Here is a 17742-nt window from a genome sequence, read left to right as displayed (position 1 = left end):
GGTTCATATACCTTTACCGCTCGTACTGGCATCAAGACTCAACCTTTGGTAGCCAACCCAGATGTTAGCTACTACGATGCTGGCATGTCAGTCAACTATGACAAGGTTGTCAATAATGATGGCTATACATGGCTTTCTTATCTCAGCTATTCAGGACATCGTTTCTATGTGGCTATCGCACCAACGAGTGTGACTAAACCTGTAGAACAACCTGTTCAACCAAGTACACCATCATCTGGTACCTATACTTTCAAAGAACGCTCTAGCATTAAAGCAGAACCAAGTGTAGCGAGTCCAGAGTTGGCTTACTATGATACTGGTATGTCCGTTAACTATGACAGATTGGTGACTGCAGATGGTCACACATGGCTCTCTTATGTTAGCCATGGAGGCAACCGTCGTTACATTGCTATTGGTGGTAAGGCAACAGCAGTTGCTCAACCAGCAAGTCCAAGCCTAGCTGCAACTGGTACTTATACCTTTACCAAACCTAGCTCTATCAAGGCTCAACCAAGTGTAGCGAGTCCAGAGTTAGCCTACTATGATAAAGGCATGTCTGTTCACTATGACAAGGTCCTCACAGCTGATGGTCACACCTGGTTGTCTTATGTAACCTATAGCGGTGCAAGACGCTATGTAGATATTTCTTAAGATTTGTAACATCACTCTCTTTTGAGGGTGGTGTTTTTTTGGTTGAATGAAGTAAAAAAATGTTACAAAGTATTGTTTTTTTTTGTAATAAAAATGTAAAATAAGTAAAGAAAACAATAAATCTCATTTTGAATAAATAAGAGAGGTTCATTTATTAAAGAAATGCTCTAACTTAGAATTTCTCTTAAGATTATGCCAAAGGAAGTTATGCCATGCTTAACATCTATGTTTTAGAGGATCATTTTATCCAACAAAATCGTATTGAAGAGGTTATTCATACGATTCTTAAGAAAAATAACATTAAAGTGGGCGACTTTGAGGTTTTTGACAAACCCAATCAACTGTTAGACTTTATTACCGAGCGAGGGTCTCATCAGCTCTTTTTCCTAGACATTCAGATTAAAGACGATACTAAAAAAGGCTTGGAAGTTGCAAAGCAGATTCGCAAGAGTGACCCCTATGCCAATATTGTTTTCTTCACGACTCATTCAGAGTACCTTCCCTTAACTTTTCAATACCAATTGGCAGCTCTAGACTTTATTGATAAGTCTTTGGAGTGTGAGGACTTTCAAAAGCGTCTGGAAAGTATTATCTTATTAACCTGCAAAAAGATACAGAGCCAGAATCCAGAAGACGCTTTTCGGATTGAGAATGTTAAGACCGTTATTCAGGTTCCCTTTCATGATATCTTGTACTTTGAGACCTCGGATATCGTCCACAAGGTTATCCTTTATACTAAAGAGGAGCAGATTGAGTTTTATGGCAGTCTCTCTCAAATTGAAAAGAGTGACCCTAGACTGTTTAAATGTCATAAGTCCTTCCTAGTTAATCCAGAAAATATCATCAAATTAGATAAAAGTACGGGGACGGTCTATTTTGAAAATGGTGGCGTTTGCTATGTTTCAAAGTTGAAACTAAAGAAATTGCTTGAGAGAATCAGACTATGACAGCGATTAATTTTGTGTTGAATAATCTAGACTTTTTAGCGGAGATTATCCTCTTTATTCTCATTTATCAATACATTACCTCCGAGAAGATAAAGCTAAGATGGTATATCATCATCCCTTTGATTATACGAGTCTTATTTGTGCTTTCTCCAGCCCTATCCTATGTTTTAGGGCATGCCTTCTTGGTTGTTTATTCCCTTTACAGAAATCGTTATGGCAATAGGTTATTAGATATTTTCTATGGCTTGTTTCCAATCGTCATAGAAAGTCTTGTTCACAATCTTATTATTTATGGGATTGCCTTAGTCATCAATCGACATTATCTGATTGTGCTGAATCATTTTCATTTAAACCTTGTCACTGAGTTGCTAGTTTTTCCTGTGTTTTGGTTAATCATTAAGACCTTAAAAGTAGATTTCAAAGCGCTGAACTATGGTTTTAGAAAGTCATTTTCAAAGTACTTTTTATTGCTTATAGATATATCAATGTTATCTTATGCCCTCCTTCTCCAATATATTACCTTTTTTGTGCAACAGATCCCTGGAGGAAGAGATTGGCATGTTTATCTCGTGGTGACCTATGCTTTACTCTTTCTTGCGACCCTTGTTTACATTAATGCAACCTTCAGCGAAAGATTAAAAGAAGAAGTCCTTCTCCAAAAAGATAGGCAAATTAGTGATTTGGCCAACTATAGCCAACAAATCGAGAAACTCTATACTGATCTTCGTCGATTTAGGCATGATTACTTAAATATCTTGTCTAGTATCAAATATGGCATTGACTCCAAAGATATAGCTATCATTTCCGATATCTACGATAACATCCTTGAAAAAACAAAGACTCGGATTGAGGGGAAACAGTACGAAATTGCCAACTTGATTAATATTAAAGATGAAGCCGTTAAAGGTGTCTTGGCTAGTAAAGTCTTGGAAGCACAAGACCAGTCTATTACCGTTCACCTTGAGGTCAGCGACGTCTTTGAAGTATCGAGGATGGAATTGTTGGATTTCATAACAGTGCTATCCATTTTTTTGGATAATGCTATTGAGGCTAGTTTGGATAGCATTACTAAAGAAGTAACCATTGCTCTTATCAGTAGCGATACAAAGGTAGTAATAGTAGAGAATACCATTGCTCAAGAATCTATCAATACAGTCGGCATCTTTAAACTTGGTCGCTCAAGTAAAGGAGAAGGACGTGGTATAGGTTTGTCCACTGTTCGAGAGATTTTAGGGAAGTATCCTAATTGTTCTTTGTCAACACAATCTAAAGACTATCGTTTTAAACAGACACTAAAAATAGAAGATGTGGTCTGATTATGACGGAAAAAACACCGTTTATGACTTCAATGAAAAATTTAACTGTCTATATATTATAATAACCTAGTAAATTATCAGAAAAGGAATATCACTCATGAAAAATACAAGTAAACTCATTGGTATCCTATCAGCTCTAATTGTAGTTATCCTTGCTGTCTTCTTAGTGACTATGTTTAATAGTCATGAGTCGGCGCGTGTTAACACAAGTAGTAGCCCAGCCAAGACGGTCAAGAAATCATCTTCAAGCTCAAGTAAAGCTGTTAAGAAGGATAAGAAAACAGCTAAATCATCATCTTCAGCAGTTTCAAATGAAGAAAATGACAATCAGGCTTCAGCAGTAGCACCTAAAGCTTCTTCTCAAAAACAAGCCCAAGCAGGAACTACAGATGGTGGACAAGTGGTTGAATCTACAACACCAGCTTCTCAAGTTGGAGGAGTTGAAGGTGGTCGAGGTGCATGGACAGCAACTTCTGGAACATTGACACTTGATGAGGAAACACCTGTTTATGCTGCTCCAGATAAAGATAGCGGAGCAGTTTCTACACTTCCTGCCGGAGATGTTGACTGGGATAAATATGAAATTTTACCTGATGGAAACTGGTATAGTTTTGTTAAGAATGGTCAACGTTATTATATTTCATATTCAGATGTAGGACATTGATAAATGATTTAAAAAGCAAACATGATAACTCGTATAAAGTTATCATGTTTTTTATGTTTCCCTCTACTTTTCCTAACAAAATTACGAATAAATAAGTATGGCTTGCTTCGGCTTTCGATTATGACAAAAATCGGACAGTTTATGATTTAAGTGGGAACAAGCCAAATAAATTTGGTATACTAATGGGTAAGTGAGAAATATTTAGTAATATTCTGTAAAGTACTTGTAATATTTGTCACCGAGTGTTACAATCAACCTGTAACATCAATTCGATAGAGAGAATAATTGATATGAAACGAGAAAAATTTTTACACGAACAACAACGTTTTTCCATTCGTAAATATTCATTTGGGGCAGCATCAGTTCTTTTAGGAGCTAGTTTGGTCTTTGCGGGGCAAGCTTTGGCTGATGAGCATCATGAGGTTTCAACACCTTCAGATGCTTCTTTGCGTGCTATCTCAGATAGTGATGCTGTGACAGCAGCTGATATTTTCAGTGGTGTAGCAACAGATGGGGCAGCGTCAAGTGAGAAAGCTAGCCAAGTCTCAACAACTAGTCAAACCGCCAGTGAAACTGCCACTAGCGAGGCTACGAGTGAAGTGAGTGCTAGTACCTCACAAGTAGCAGATAAAACTTCTGAATCAACAGTTGCCAGCTCAGAAGCCACAAGTGGTACAAATACTTCGTCTGAAACAGCTACTAACTTTGATGTATCTTCCTTAACGAGAGCAGCTGTCAATACTAGTTTGGTGAGCCAACCGGCTACAACTACAGCAAGCGACCTCCCAAGCCAAGGAACTTATGTCTACAAGGAACGTACAGAGGTTAAGAATCAACCTAAGGTTTCTGCCAAGGCTGAATTTTATGTAAATCCAGGGGATAGCGTCTTTTACGATCAAGTCGTGACAGCTGATGGTTACCAATGGATTAGCTACAAATCATACTCTGGTGTGCGTCGTTATGCTCCAGTGAAACCAGTGGCAGCTGGTAGTGGTAACGGTAATAGTGGTAATGGGGATGGCAAACCTTCTAATGGCGCTCAAGCCACAACAGGTGCTTTGAATATCCCAGCGACAGGAACTTACTACTTTACACGTGACACAAATATTAAGAAGGAACCAAAAGCAGATCTCAAACCTACTTTTGTTTTCGGCAAGGGTGACCATGTCATCTATGATAAAGTTTTGACAGCTGATAATCACCAATGGATTTCTTACATTAGTTACAGTGGTACACGTCGTTATGTGGATATTGCGGCTTTGAAAACGACTGAGTCTAAACCGGTGGCTCCTAAAGATGGGGTTAAACCTGCTCCAAAACCTGAACTTACGCCAGAGAAAACTACTGATAATTCAGAAGTGACAGAAGTACTTGAAATCCCAGACAAAGGGACTTATCACTTTAAGAAAACTGCTAATGTGAAATCTGAACCTAAAGTTTCCTCTAAGACTGAATTTACTTTCGAAGATGGTGATTCCTTGTCATATGATAAGGTTATGTTGGCAGATGGTCACCAATGGATTTCTTACAAGAGTTTTAGTGGTGCTCGTCGCTATGTTGATATTGCTAAAGTAGAGGTTAGTCAAGACAAAGCTGGTACTACAACAAGCGAGTCAGATCTTAAACCAAACCAACCGGTTGCTTCAGAGAATGTTAAACCAGTAGATAATAAGCCTATGGAAACCAAACCAGTCGATAAACCGGCTGAAAAACCAGCAGTGACAGGAGCTGATAAACTTCCTTCAAGTGGGCGTTACAACTTTACTAAGACTGTAGATGTTAAGGACGAACCAAAGGTGTCAGCCAAGACTGAGTTTGTTTTTATGAATGGCGATTCTGTCTTTTATGATAAGGTTTTGACAGCGGACAATCATCAATGGATTTCTTATGTCAGCTACAGTGGTAAACGTCGTTATGTTGATGTTGCGACTGTGAAAGTAACAACAAACAAGCCAGTTGAGTCTAAACCGACTGAAAATAAACTTACCGGTAAGCTTAACATTGAAAATATGACTGAAAATGGCTTTGATGTGGTTATTACTGAGGTTTCAGGTGCTGGTAAGGCTATCCAGGAAGTACTTGTTCCTGTCTGGTCTGACAAAGACGGTCAAGACGACCTCAAATGGCCATCTGCAAGTAAACAAGCAGATGGTAGCTACAAGACACATGTATCTATCAGCGATCACAAGAATAATCGTGGTGATTACACTGTCCACCTCTACTATAAGATTGATGGTAAACTTCAAGGTGTTGGTGGCACTCATACCAGTGTTCCAGTTCTTCAAGATCTTAGCCACCAATTGACCAATAACGGTTCTTACTACAGTGTTCGTGGTAAATACGATGATATTATCATTGTCAATAAAAAACATGGTCTTTCTAAGGACTATAACCCAGGTGAGAATCCTACAGCTAAGGCGGCTTTTGTTCGTCTTCGTGACGATATGATTAACCAAGGTTTGAATGTTGGACGTTCATACAGTGGTTTCCGTTCTTATGACTATCAAAAGACTCTTTACGATAACTATGTTAGCCGTGATGGTCAGGCAGCTGCGGACCGTTACTCAGCTCGTCCTGGATATAGTGAACATCAAACTGGTTTGGTCTTTGATTTGACCGATAAATCTGGTAATTTGCTTGAAGATTCACGTGCTAGCCAATGGCTTAAAGACAATGCACATAACTATGGCTTTATCGTGCGTTTCCAAGCAGGTAAGGAAGCTTCAACTGGCTACATGCCAGAAGCATGGCACATCCGCTATGTGGGTAAAGAAGCTAAAGACATCCACGATTCAGGTTTGAGTTTGGAAGAATACTTCGGTATCGAAGGTGGCGATTATGCTGCTAGCAGCAAACCTGCTGAAAGTAAATCAGCCACTACAGGTGCTATCAACCTTCCAGCGACAGGAACTTATACCTTTACAGGTCGTGCGTCAATCAAGGCGGAAGCTAAGGTTTCAAGCCCAGAGTTGGCCTACTATGACAAAGGTATGAGTGTTAACTACGATAAGGTTCTCACAGCCGATGGCCGTCAATGGCTTTCATACGTGACAGCAAGTGGTAACCGTCGTTATGTTGATATTGCAGCGGCCAAGGCAGAAGCTAAGCCAGAAACAAAACCAGTTGCGAAACCAGCGAATAACCCAAGTCTCCCAGAATCAGGCACTTATACCTTCACAGGTCGTGCGTCAATTAAGGCAGAAGCTAAGGTTTCAAGTCCAGAGTTGGCCTACTATGACAAAGGTATGAGTGTAAACTATGATAAGGTTGTCACAGCTGATGGTCGTCAATGGCTTTCATATGTAACAGCAAGTGGTAACCGTCGTTATGTTGATATTGCAGTAGCTAAGACAGAAGTAAGTCAACCAGCCGCAAAACCAAGTCTCCCAGAATCAGGTCGTTATACCTTCACAGGTCGTGCGTCAATCAAGGCAGAAGCTAAGGTTTCAAGTCCAGAGTTAGCCTACTATGACAAGGGCATGAGTGTTAACTATGACAAAGTTTTGACAGCCGATGGCCACACATGGCTTTCATATGTGGCAGCGAGTGGCAACCGTCGTTATGTTGATATTGCTTAATGAAGTAATGAATCAGGTTGGACAATGTGTCCAGCCTTTTTTGATAGCCTTTCTTTATCATGAGATTGAATTTTTCAATTTTTGTGACGTCTTTTGGAGTGCTATAATGGTTAATATAGAATCGAGGTTACTATGAAAATTGCATTGGTACAGATGGATGTTGCTCACGGAAAGCCTGTGGAAAATAAAAAGCACGTGAAAGAGATGTTGGAGAGGGCACTTAGCGAAAAGCCTGACGTCATTGTGCTACCTGAAATGTGGAATACTGGCTATGCTTTAGATGAACTGGATGGGCTTGCAGATAAGGAAGGTTTGGACTCTCAAGAAATCTTGTCTCATTTTGCTAGGAAACATGCTGTGGCTATTATCGGAGGGTCCGTTGCTATTGAGAAGGACGGCAAATTCTACAACACGACCTACGTCTACAATAAGTCTGGGGACCTAATCAATACCTATAGCAAGGTCCATCTCTTTGGCCTCATGGCAGAGGACCAGTATATGTCTGCAGGGTCTTCGGAGTCTGTATTTGAGCTTGATGGTGTGACAGCTACTAGTGTCATTTGTTATGATATTCGTTTTCCTGAATGGGTGCGAACACAGATGGCACAAGGAGCCAAGGTACTTTTTGTGGTAGCGCAGTGGCCAGAACCTCGTGTGCAACAATGGGAGATTTTGTTAAAGGCGCGTGCGGTTGAAAATCAAGCTTTTGTAGTTGCGGTTAATCGTGTCGGAACAGGACCAGACGATGTCTTTTCAGGGCATTCTATGGTTATCGATCCACTTGGAAATGTGGTCTTGCAATCCAAGGAGCATGAGGAGGGCATTTTTACGGCCGATATTAATCTTGAAGAGGTAGATAAGGTTCGAGGTCAGATTCCTGTTTTTGAGGATCGTCGCACGGACTTGTATCATTAAGGAGCGTTTATGTTATTTGAAGAATCGGACTTATTGAAGGCATTGCCAGAACAGTTTTTTGCAGGTTTGGTTGCTAAGGTTAATGCCAAGGTGGCGGAAGGAGCAGATGTGATCAATCTTGGTCAGGGCAATCCCGACCAACCGACCTATGACCATATTGTTGAGGCGCTGTGCCTTTCAGCGAAAAATCCTGCTAGCCATAAGTATTCACAGTTTCGAGGCAATCGTCCTTTTAAGGAAGCAGCTGCTAGTTTTTACGAAAAACATTATGGGGTTGATTTGGATGCAGAGCGTGAGATTTGTGTCATGGGTGGAGCTAAAATTGGACTAGTGGAATTGCCCCTAGCTTTGATGAATCCTGGCGACCTTCTGCTCTTGCCTGACCCAGGTTATCCAGATTACTTGTCAGGAGTGAGTCTAGGACGTGTAGCTTATGAGACCTTTCCTTTGACGGCTGAAAATGATTTTTTGCCAGATCTGGATGCCATTCCTGAGGAGACCGCTCGGCGTGCTAAGTTTATCTATATCAATTATCCGAATAATCCGACGGGGGCTGTGGCGACTAAGGCTTTTTATGAAAAGTTAGTTGCTTGGGCGAAGACCTACGAAGTAGGAGTGGTGAGTGATTTGGCTTACGGAGCTTTGGGTTATCAGGGCTATGAGAATCCTAGCTTTTTATCAACGCCTGGTGCTAAAGATGTGGGCATTGAGTTCTATACTTTCTCGAAAACCTTCAATATGGCTGGTTGGCGTTTGGCCTTTGCAGCTGGGAATGACCAGATGATTGAAGCCTTAAATCTGATTCAAGACCATCTTTTTGTGGGAATCTTTCCTGCCTTGCAGGAGGCTGGGATTGCAGCTCTCTTAGACCCTAAATCTGAGGAGGCTGTTGCTCAACTGAATGCGACTTATGATAGCCGTCGAGATGCTTTTGTCCAGGCAGCTGCTAAGATTGGCTGGCAGGCCTTTCCATCCAGAGGTTCTTTCTATGCTTGGATGCCTGTGCCAGAGGGGTACACCAGTGAGAGTTTTGCGGATCTTTTACTTGAGAAGGTCCATGTTGCTGTGGCACCAGGTAAAGGATTTGGTCCTGCGGGTGATGCTTATGTTCGTATTGGGCTTTTGGTAGAGCCAGAGCGTCTGGTCGAAGCGGTCGATCGTATTGCCAACTTGCATTTATTTAATAACTAGATAGCATTCGTGAAAACAAGTAGTTGAAAAAGACTGCTTGTTTTTTTCATATTAATTTCAGTTTTTCCTTGACAAATGAATAAAAATACAATAAACTGGTTACATATTTATTCAAAAAGGAGTGCATAAATGAAAGTTTCAATCGTTGGTATCACTGGTTATAGTGGTTTAGAGTTAGTTAAAATTTTGAATAATCATAAAAAAGTGGAACTTGTTTCTATTCACGCAACCAAGGAAGTGGGCCGACGATTGTCTGATGTGTATCCCTATCTGACAGATGTTTGTGACTTAGATATTGAAGCTTATGATGCGGAAAAGATTATGAAAAAGGCGGATTTGGTTTTCTTTGCCACACCTTCAGGAGTTGCTAGTTCGCTTGCAGAGGAATTTGTTCAAGCTGATTTTCCTGTTATTGATTTATCTGGGGATCATCGCTTGCCGGCAGATGTTTATCAAGGATGGTATAAAAAATCACCTGCCAAGCAGAGTGTTTTGAATAAATTTACATACGCATTATCAGAATATACAGATGTGAAGGATAAGAAATTTATCGCCAATCCTGGATGCTATGCAACAGCGACGGAGCTGGCCCTGATTCCTTTGGTTGCTTCTGGTCTGATTGAGACGGATAGTGTCATTGTGGATGCCAAGTCTGGTTTAACTGGTGCGGGTAAGGCTTTGAGCGAGTCTAGTCATTTTGTCAATGTTCACGATAATTACGTGACTTATAAACTCAATCATCATCAGCATATTCCTGAGATTGTTCAATCCTTGCAGAACTTTAATCCGGAAATGCCTGAGATTCAGTTTTCAACGTCGCTTTTACCAGTTAATCGCGGAATCATGGCTACGGTTTATTGTAAGTTGAAGAAGGACGTGACTGTAGCTGATGTGGCTTCAGCATTCACAAAGGCTTATAGCGATAAACCCTTTGTACGTGTTCAAGACAGCTTGCCAGAACTACACAACGTTATCGGATCGAATTTTACAGATATTGGATTTGCCTATAATGAAAAAACCAATGTTCTGACAGTTATTTCAGTCATTGATAATCTGCTTAAAGGAGCAGCTGGACAGGCAGTGCAAAATCTCAACCTCATGCAGGGGTGGGATGAGACGGAAGGTTTGCTTATGACACCGTCATACTTGTAGATGTAAGCATAGAGTTAGGAGAAAAAAATATGAAAGTCATCGATGGAACAATTGCTAGTCCGCTGGGATTCTCAGCAGATGGGCTACATGCAGGATTTAAAAAGAGAAAAATGGATTTTGGTTGGATTGTCTCTGAAAAACCAGCCAGTGTGGCAGGAGTTTACACGACCAATAAGGTGATTGCAGCTCCTCTGATTGTGACCAAGACCTCCGTTAAAAAGGCTGGGAAAATGAAGGCTATCGTTGTTAACTCAGGTGTAGCCAATTCTTGTACAGGGACTCAAGGTTTGGAGGATGCTTACACCATGCAGGAGTTGACCGCTGAAAAGCTAGGTGTTGAACCAGATTTGGTTGGTGTAGCCTCTACAGGGATTATCGGTGAGTTGCTACCAATGGATACCTTGAAAAATGGTCTTTCCAAGATAGTGGTTAATGGGAATGCGGATGATTTTGCCAAGGCGATTTTGACGACTGATACAGCGACTAAGACTATTGCTGTGACGGAGACCTTTGGACGTGATGTGGTTACTATGGCTGGTGTCGCTAAGGGCTCAGGCATGATTCACCCTAATATGGCGACCATGCTTGGATTTGTTACTTGTGATGCTAATATTTCTAGTGACACCCTGCAATTGGCCTTGAGCCAAAATGTGGAAAAGACCTTTAATCAGATTACAGTTGACGGAGATACTTCAACCAATGATATGGTTCTTGTTATGTCAAATGGTTGCACGCTCAATGAAGAGATTCTGCCAGATACACCAGAATTCGATAAATTTTCGAAGATGCTGAATTTTGTGATGCAAGAGTTGGCTAAGAAAATTGCCAAGGACGGTGAAGGTGCTAATAAACTCATCCAAGTTGATGTGGTTAATGCCCCTAATGCCCTTGATGCACGTATGATGGCAAAATCAGTTGTCGGTTCAAGCCTAGTTAAAACGGCTATCTTTGGTGAAGATCCTAACTGGGGACGTATTTTAGCCGCTGTTGGCTACGCTGGTGTGGATGTTCCTGTGGATAATGTTGATATTATGCTTGGCGGTCTGCCAGTTATGTTGGCCTCTAGTCCTGTTTCCTTTGATGATGAAGAAATGAAAGACATCATGCATGATGATGAAGTTACTATAACGGTAGATCTTCATGCTGGTCATGAAAAAGGAACTGCATGGGGGTGTGATCTTTCCTACGATTACGTTAAGATTAATGCCCTCTACCATACTTAAGTTATCTATGATAAAGGAGTTAACTGATGACTACTGAATATATTGTAATCAAGATTGGTGGAGTAGCCAGTAAGCAGCTAACTCCTGAGATATTGACTAAACTGTCAGAATGGCAGCAGGCTGGTCAAAAAATTGTTATCGTTCATGGGGGCGGTTTTGCTATTAATCAGCTGATGGAGGAGAATCATATTCCAATTCACAAGGTCAATGGTCTTCGTGTGACGGGTCAGTCAGATATGGCTTTGATCAAAGAAGCTTTGGTTGACATGGTTGGGAAAAACTTAGCAGGTGAGTTGACTACTGCAGGTTTGCCAGCCTATCAGCTTGTAGATGAATTGTCAGACCTTGTTCATGCTGATTTCTTAGATCAAGAGACCTATGGTTTTGTGGGTGAGGTCAAAAACATCACTAATCAAACCCTAGTGAGCCTCCTATCTCAAGGCAAACTTCCCTTGATTCCGAGTCTAGGCTATAGTGAGCAGGGGGATTTGCTCAATATTAATGCCGATTACCTTGCCAGAGCAGTGGCGATTAGTCTAGGTGCTAAAAAACTTATCCTTCTGACAGATGTCAAGGGCGTTTTAGAAAATGGTCAGGTTTTGGAGCAGCTGAATTTTGTGGACGTTCAGAAAAAAATAGATTCAGGTGTGGTTACTGGAGGCATGATTCCTAAAATTCAAAGTGCTGTTCAGACAGTTCAGGCTGGTGTCGAGCAGGTCATTATTGGTGATAACCTGACAGACGGTACCATAATCAAGGAGTAAGAGATGACAAAATTATTTTCAAACTATAAGCGGGCAGCGATTGATTTTGCTTCGGCTCAGGGCAATTATTTGACAGATACAGCTGGCAAGACCTACTTGGATTTTTCATCGGGTATCGGGGTAACCAATCTGGGCTATCATCCCCATGTCAATCAGGCTTTGACAGAGCAGGTGGGCAAGATTTTGCATCAGCCTAATCTTTATCACAATCAGTTACAAGAGGATGTTGCTGACCTTTTAATTGGTGACAAGGACTATCTGGCCTTTTTCTGTAACAGTGGTGCAGAGGCTAATGAGGCAGCCATCAAAATCGCCCGTAAGGCTTCAGGTAAACAAGAAATCATTACCTTCCAAAATTCCTTCCATGGTCGAACGTTTGGCTCCATGTCTGCCACTGGTCAGGATAAAATCAAACAAGGTTTTGGTGAAGGTGTGCCCCACTTTAGCTATGCTATTTTCAATGACATAGACAGTGTCAAGTCCCTAGCCAATGAAGCAACTGCGGCTATTATGCTGGAGTTGGTTCAAGGGGAATCAGGTGTGCAACCTGCGGATCAGGACTTTGTTAAGGCTTTGTCTGATTTTTGTAAGGAGACAGGTATTTACCTCATTGTAGATGAGGTTCAGACAGGAATTGGTCGTACTGGTAAGCTTTATGCTTATGAGCACTACGATATTGAACCAGATATCTTTACTTTAGCCAAAGGTTTGGCCAATGGGGTGCCAGTTGGTGCCATGCTTGCCAAGTCATCTCTTGGAGAGGCTTTTTCTTACGGAAGTCATGGCTCTACCTTTGGAGGAAACAAACTGGCCATGGCGGCGGCCAAGGCTACGCTTGAAGTCATGTTGGCTCCAGGTTTTCTGGATACTGCTCTTGAAAATGGGAACAAGCTACAAGAACAATTGCAGGCAGCTTTATCTGATAAAGAGACGGTTACCACTGTACGTGGTTTGGGCTATATGATTGGGATTGAGACTACGGGCAATATAGGAGAATTGGTCCAGGCAGCTAGAGATAAGGGTTTGATTGTCTTAACTGCAGGGACAAACGTGATTCGACTCTTGCCACCAATCACCCTAAGTGATGCTGAAATCGAAAAGGGTGTATCTATCCTATCAGAAATATTTGACTAGAACATAAAAATCACTTGATTCTTTAATCAAGTGATTTCTTTTAATCATTGTCAGTAGCAATCTCGCTGAGAAGTCCCTTAGCTGTTGTTGTTGGCAGAATACGGACACGATTAAGTGAGAGGAGACCATCCTTAGCACTAGCTAGCCCTTCGTTAGTTGTTAGTCCTAACTTGTATGTTTTCTTAGCTAGGTCCAGTGTCGTTTGATTGTAGCGACCTGATGGGTAGGCAATGGTATTGACCTTAGTATTGAGTTTGTTTTCAAGAAAGTCGATAGAATCCGTTAATTCAACCTTTTGTGTTGCCTTGTCAGTGGCTGACAAATCGGGGTGGTTAACCGTATGAGACTGGAAGCTCATGCCGTGAGCCATCATTTCTTTCATCTGCTTGACGGTAAGATTTCCAGCATTTCCCTTCTTAACAAAGCCAGTGATCACATTGTTGGTCGCCTTAGCCTTGTATTTTTTGAGAATCGGATAGGCAATCGTATAGAAGTCTTCGTTACCATCATCAAAGGTCAGCCAAACAACCTTCTTAGCAGGCAAGGCATTTTCGGTGAAGGCTTTATAGGCTTCTTCAGGTGTTAGGAAATAGTAACCTGCCTTAGCTAATGCCTTGATTTGTGCCTCGAAGAGGTCTGGGTCAACGATAAGGTTGGCGTTAGAAGCTTCAGATGGATCCATGACGTGCACAGCATGATACATCAGGATAGGGATTTGGACAGGCTCGTCATAGGTTTTCCATTTACTTATAGTCTTAGACTGACTGGTCTGAGTCTGTTGTTGATTGCTTTTCGACTGGTTTGGTCGGTTTAACATGAAAACTGCCAGTAAGCCAAGAAGAACTAGGTTTAGTAAAAGCAGAAGAAGGTTCAATTTTTTTCTATTGGTTTTAGTTGATTTTTTCTTTTGAGAAGTCATTGTATCCCCTTTCGGATAGGTCTAGCTATTATTCTAACAAAAATGGGCTGGAAATGCACAGGATTTTCAGTAAAAAAGAATACTGTGCTCCTTAAATGGCAACAATATTCTGTCAATTCCGATAGAAATATGGTACAATTAAAAAAATGTATGTTTTTAAGGAGAAATCGTAAATGTCTATTAAAATTGGATTGCTTGGCTTTGGTACAGTAGCTAGCGGTATTCCTTTCCTTTTGAAGGAAAATGGTGAAAAGGTTCTTGCAGCCTCACGTGACCAACTCGAAATTGCGAAGGTTTTGGTTAAAGATGACGAGGAAAAAAATCGTCTTATCGCTGCAGGTAACGACTACAATTTTGTCACAAATGTTGACGAAATCCTTAACGATGACGAGATTCAAATCGTTGTCGAATTGATGGGACGTATCGAGCCAGCTCGTACTTTCATCACAAAAGCGCTTGAAGCAGGTAAAAACGTAGTTTCTGCCAACAAAGACTTGATTGCTACTCACGGCAAAGAGTTGATTTCTCTTGCCCAAGATAAGGGTGTAGCTTTCTACTATGAAGCTGCCGTTGCTGGTGGTATTCCAATTTTGCGTACTTTGGCTAATTCTTTGACATCTGACAAGGTAACACGTATCCTTGGTGTGCTCAACGGAACATCTAACTTCATGATGACTAAGATGGTGGACGAAGGTTGGTCATATGAGGATGCTCTTAAGACTGCCCAAGAACTTGGTTATGCTGAAAGTGATCCAACCAACGACGTTGAAGGTATTGACGCTGCTTATAAAGCTGTTATCCTTAGCCAATTTGGTTTTGGTGCCACAATTGATTTTGACGATGTGACTCACAAGGGGATTACAAACATCTCTACTGATGATGTAGCTGTCGCTCAAGAATTGGGCTATGTTATCAAATTGGTTGGTGATGTGCGTGAAGTAGAATCAGGTATCTCAGCAGAAGTATCGCCAACATTCTTGCCAAAAAATCACCCACTTGCTAGCGTCAACGATGTTATGAATGCAGTCTTTGTTGAATCTATCGGTATCGGCGAATCAATGTACTACGGACCAGGTGCTGGTCAAAAACCAACAGCAACATCTGTTTTGGCAGACATTATCCGTATTGCTCGTCGTCTTTCAGATGGCAATGTTGGGAAACCATTCAACGAGTTCCGTCGTGACTTGCCATTGGCTAATCCAGCAGACGTCAAGAGTAACTATTACTTTGCCCTTGATACGCCAGACGAAAAAGGAAAAATCCTTCACTTGTCTGAAATCTTCAACTCAGAAGATATTTCATTTGAACAAGTCTTGCAACAAAAAGCAAATGGTACAACAGCTCGTATCGTTGTGATTACACATGCTATGTCTAAAACACAACTCAAAGCTGTTACTGAAAAACTTGAAGCAGCAGAAGATTTCACTGTTGTCAACACATTGAAAGTTTTGTCTAACTAATTGATAAGCCCATACTGGTGCGTATAAGAAAGGTATTCAAGGAGAAAAGTCGCTGATGGCTTTCCTCCTTTTGGTGTATTATTATGAAAATTACTGTCCCAGCAACATCTGCTAATATTGGTCCAGGTTTTGACTCTGTGGGTGTTGCCGTTTCTAAATATTTGACAATCGAGGTGCTTGAACCAGCAGATGCATGGCATATCGAACACGATTTGGGAGATATTCCTTCAGATGAAAATAATCTCCTCATTTCAACAGCCTTGCAAGTGAAGTCTGATTTGCAGCCCCATAAATTGGTGATGACATCAGATATTCCCTTGGCACGTGGTCTCGGTTCTTCAAGTTCTGTTATTGTCGCAGGAATCGAGTTGGCCAATCAATTGGCAGACTTGAAGCTCTCAGACGATGATAAACTTGATATTGCGACCAAGATTGAAGGGCACCCAGACAATGTTGCCCCAGCTATTTTTGGGAATCTTGTTGTGGCCTCTTATGTGGACGAACATGTTAATAGCATCGTTACAGATTTTCCAGAGTGTGCCTTTGTAGCCTTCATTCCGAGCTATGAACTTAAGACGTCTGATTCACGTGGGGTGCTTCCAAGTGACTTGTCTTACAAAGAAGCTGTAGCTGCATCATCTATTGCCAACGTTGCCATTGCTGCCCTCTTTGCAGGTGATTTGGTTAAGGCAGGACGTGCTATCCAAGGAGACATGTTCCACGAACGCTACCGTCAAAAATTGGTTAAAGAATTTGCGACTATTAAGGAATTGTCAGGTCAATACGGTGCTTATGCGACCTATCTCTCAGGCGCTGGCCCAACAGTTATGACCTTGACGCCAAAGAATCAGGCTGAGGCACTTAAAACTGCAATAGATGGTCTTGGTTTAGATGGTGAAACCTTCATCCTATCTGTGGATAAAGCAGGTGTTGTCGTTGACTAGAAAAAATCAAGGGCTACTCTTTGGTTTAGCAACCTATATTCAATGGGGATTTTTATCTCTTTTTTGGAAGCTTTTAGCAGGTGTTTCGGCTTACAACACCTTCTCATGGCGAATTGTTTTTACTGTAGTGACTATGTTGGTCTATGCCCTAGTTGCTAAGCAAAATGCACGTTTTAAAGATGAATTAATCGAACTTTGGCGAGATAAGAAAGTCTTACTTCGGATGCTACTTGCTAGTTTTCTCATAGCAGCTAACTGGTTGATTTATATCTATGCTGTGGGTCATGGTCAAGCGACGCAGGCTAGCTTGGGCTATTACATTATGCCTATTGTTTCTATCCTATTTGCCCTCATTTTTCTTCGTGAATCATTGAGTAGGACCATGTGGGCAGCAGTGGTATTGGCCTTTATAGGAGTACTGGTTCTTGTTGTCAATACAGGAAAACTTCCCATGGTTTCTTTGGGATTGTCCCTGACCTTTGGTTTCTATGGTTTAATCAAAAAAGGGGTTAAGCTCTCCAGTGACGTAGCCATGTTAGTAGAAAGTGGATTGCTACTACCTTTTGTAGCTATCTATCTCATATTCTTTTCTCCAGAATCATTTTCTTCCTATTCGAGCTTGGAGATGTTTCTCCTAGCCATCTCAGGTGTAGTGACGGCTGTTCCTTTGCTTTGCTTCTCAGAAGCAGTCAAAAGGGCACCGCTTAACCTTATCGGTTTCATCCAGTATCTTAATCCTACCATTCAACTTCTCGTAGCCATTCTCATTTTTGGTGAGACAGTCAGCATTGGAGAATTGAAAGGTTTTCTCTTTATCTGGATAGCCATCCTAGTCTTTGTAACTGGCCAAATAGTAACATTTCGTAGAAGTTCCTGATAGCTAT

Annotated in this window: 15 protein-coding genes; 14 read left to right on the top strand and 1 reads right to left on the bottom strand. The window is 41.3% G+C overall.

The genetic code is table 11. The features are described 5' to 3' along the window. From HMPREF2877_RS09930 to HMPREF2877_RS09880, 11 genes are all read left to right on the top strand, one after another. On the top strand, positions 1-651 hold a 651-nt coding region (locus tag HMPREF2877_RS09930; protein WP_176745193.1), incomplete at its 5' end, for an SH3 domain-containing protein. A gap of 212 nt (positions 652-863) precedes the next feature. Beyond that, a complete protein-coding gene (locus HMPREF2877_RS09925; protein WP_045768478.1) occupies positions 864-1598 on the top strand; it encodes a response regulator transcription factor in 735 nt (244 codons plus the stop codon). Continuing rightward, the gene (locus HMPREF2877_RS09920; RefSeq protein ID WP_045768479.1) at positions 1595-2914 is read left to right on the top strand and encodes a sensor histidine kinase; all 1320 of its coding nucleotides are present in this window, start codon (positions 1595-1597) and stop codon (positions 2912-2914) included. The genes HMPREF2877_RS09925 and HMPREF2877_RS09920 overlap by 4 nt, the downstream gene beginning before the upstream one ends. A 97-nt stretch (positions 2915-3011) precedes the next feature. Further along, complete coding sequence (locus tag HMPREF2877_RS09915; protein ID WP_002886764.1) at positions 3012-3578, top strand: transcriptional regulator; 567 nt, start codon at positions 3012-3014, stop codon at positions 3576-3578. A 290-nt stretch (positions 3579-3868) separates the two neighbouring features. Then, positions 3869-7156, top strand: a complete 3288-nt coding sequence (gene ldcB / locus HMPREF2877_RS09910; RefSeq protein ID WP_070579817.1) for an LD-carboxypeptidase LdcB/DacB — start codon at positions 3869-3871, stop codon at positions 7154-7156. 132 nt (positions 7157-7288) lie between these two features. Beyond that, positions 7289-8071, top strand: coding sequence for a carbon-nitrogen family hydrolase (locus tag HMPREF2877_RS09905; RefSeq protein ID WP_002886767.1), 783 nt, complete (start codon positions 7289-7291; stop codon positions 8069-8071). Between the two features lie 9 nt (positions 8072-8080). Further along, entirely contained in the window at positions 8081-9262 is a 1182-nt protein-coding gene (locus HMPREF2877_RS09900; protein ID WP_013990171.1) for a pyridoxal phosphate-dependent aminotransferase, read from the top strand. A gap of 129 nt (positions 9263-9391) precedes the next feature. Next, positions 9392-10414, top strand: coding sequence for an N-acetyl-gamma-glutamyl-phosphate reductase (argC, locus tag HMPREF2877_RS09895; RefSeq protein WP_014633505.1), 1023 nt, complete (start codon positions 9392-9394; stop codon positions 10412-10414). 29 nt (positions 10415-10443) lie between these two features. Further along, positions 10444-11637 carry a bifunctional ornithine acetyltransferase/N-acetylglutamate synthase gene (argJ, locus tag HMPREF2877_RS09890; protein ID WP_045768481.1) on the top strand — a complete coding sequence of 398 codons (1194 nt, stop codon included), beginning with the start codon at positions 10444-10446 and terminating at the stop codon, positions 11635-11637. Positions 11638-11663: 26 nt separating this feature from the next. Then, positions 11664-12401, top strand: a complete 738-nt coding sequence (gene argB / locus HMPREF2877_RS09885) for an acetylglutamate kinase (protein ID WP_002886771.1) — start codon at positions 11664-11666, stop codon at positions 12399-12401. Positions 12402-12404: 3 nt separating this feature from the next. Continuing rightward, positions 12405-13535 carry an acetylornithine transaminase gene (locus HMPREF2877_RS09880; RefSeq protein WP_045768482.1) on the top strand — a complete coding sequence of 377 codons (1131 nt, stop codon included), beginning with the start codon at positions 12405-12407 and terminating at the stop codon, positions 13533-13535. A gap of 40 nt (positions 13536-13575) precedes the next feature. On the opposite strand, the gene HMPREF2877_RS09875 is transcribed toward HMPREF2877_RS09880, so the two are convergent. Then, positions 13576-14454 carry a polysaccharide deacetylase family protein gene (locus tag HMPREF2877_RS09875; RefSeq protein ID WP_045768483.1) on the bottom strand — a complete coding sequence of 293 codons (879 nt, stop codon included), beginning with the start codon at positions 14452-14454 and terminating at the stop codon, positions 13576-13578. Positions 14455-14627: 173 nt separating this feature from the next. On the opposite strand from HMPREF2877_RS09875, the gene HMPREF2877_RS09870 reads away from it, so the two are divergent. The 3 genes from HMPREF2877_RS09870 (at position 14628) to rarD (ending at position 17735) form a co-directional block, all read left to right on the top strand. Beyond that, the gene (locus HMPREF2877_RS09870) at positions 14628-15914 is read left to right on the top strand and encodes a homoserine dehydrogenase (protein WP_002885943.1); all 1287 of its coding nucleotides are present in this window, start codon (positions 14628-14630) and stop codon (positions 15912-15914) included. Between the two features lie 83 nt (positions 15915-15997). Further along, the gene (thrB, locus tag HMPREF2877_RS09865) at positions 15998-16858 is read left to right on the top strand and encodes a homoserine kinase (protein ID WP_045772185.1); all 861 of its coding nucleotides are present in this window, start codon (positions 15998-16000) and stop codon (positions 16856-16858) included. Next, entirely contained in the window at positions 16851-17735 is an 885-nt protein-coding gene (gene rarD, locus HMPREF2877_RS09860; protein WP_045772186.1) for an EamA family transporter RarD, read from the top strand. Before thrB ends, rarD begins: the two co-directional genes overlap by 8 nt. Positions 17736-17742 lie beyond the last annotated feature (7 nt).

The organism is Streptococcus sp. HMSC072D03, from assembly GCF_001812855.1.
Classification (GTDB): domain Bacteria; phylum Bacillota; class Bacilli; order Lactobacillales; family Streptococcaceae; genus Streptococcus; species Streptococcus salivarius_D.
This window is presented reverse-complemented; position numbering and strand designations above follow the sequence as displayed.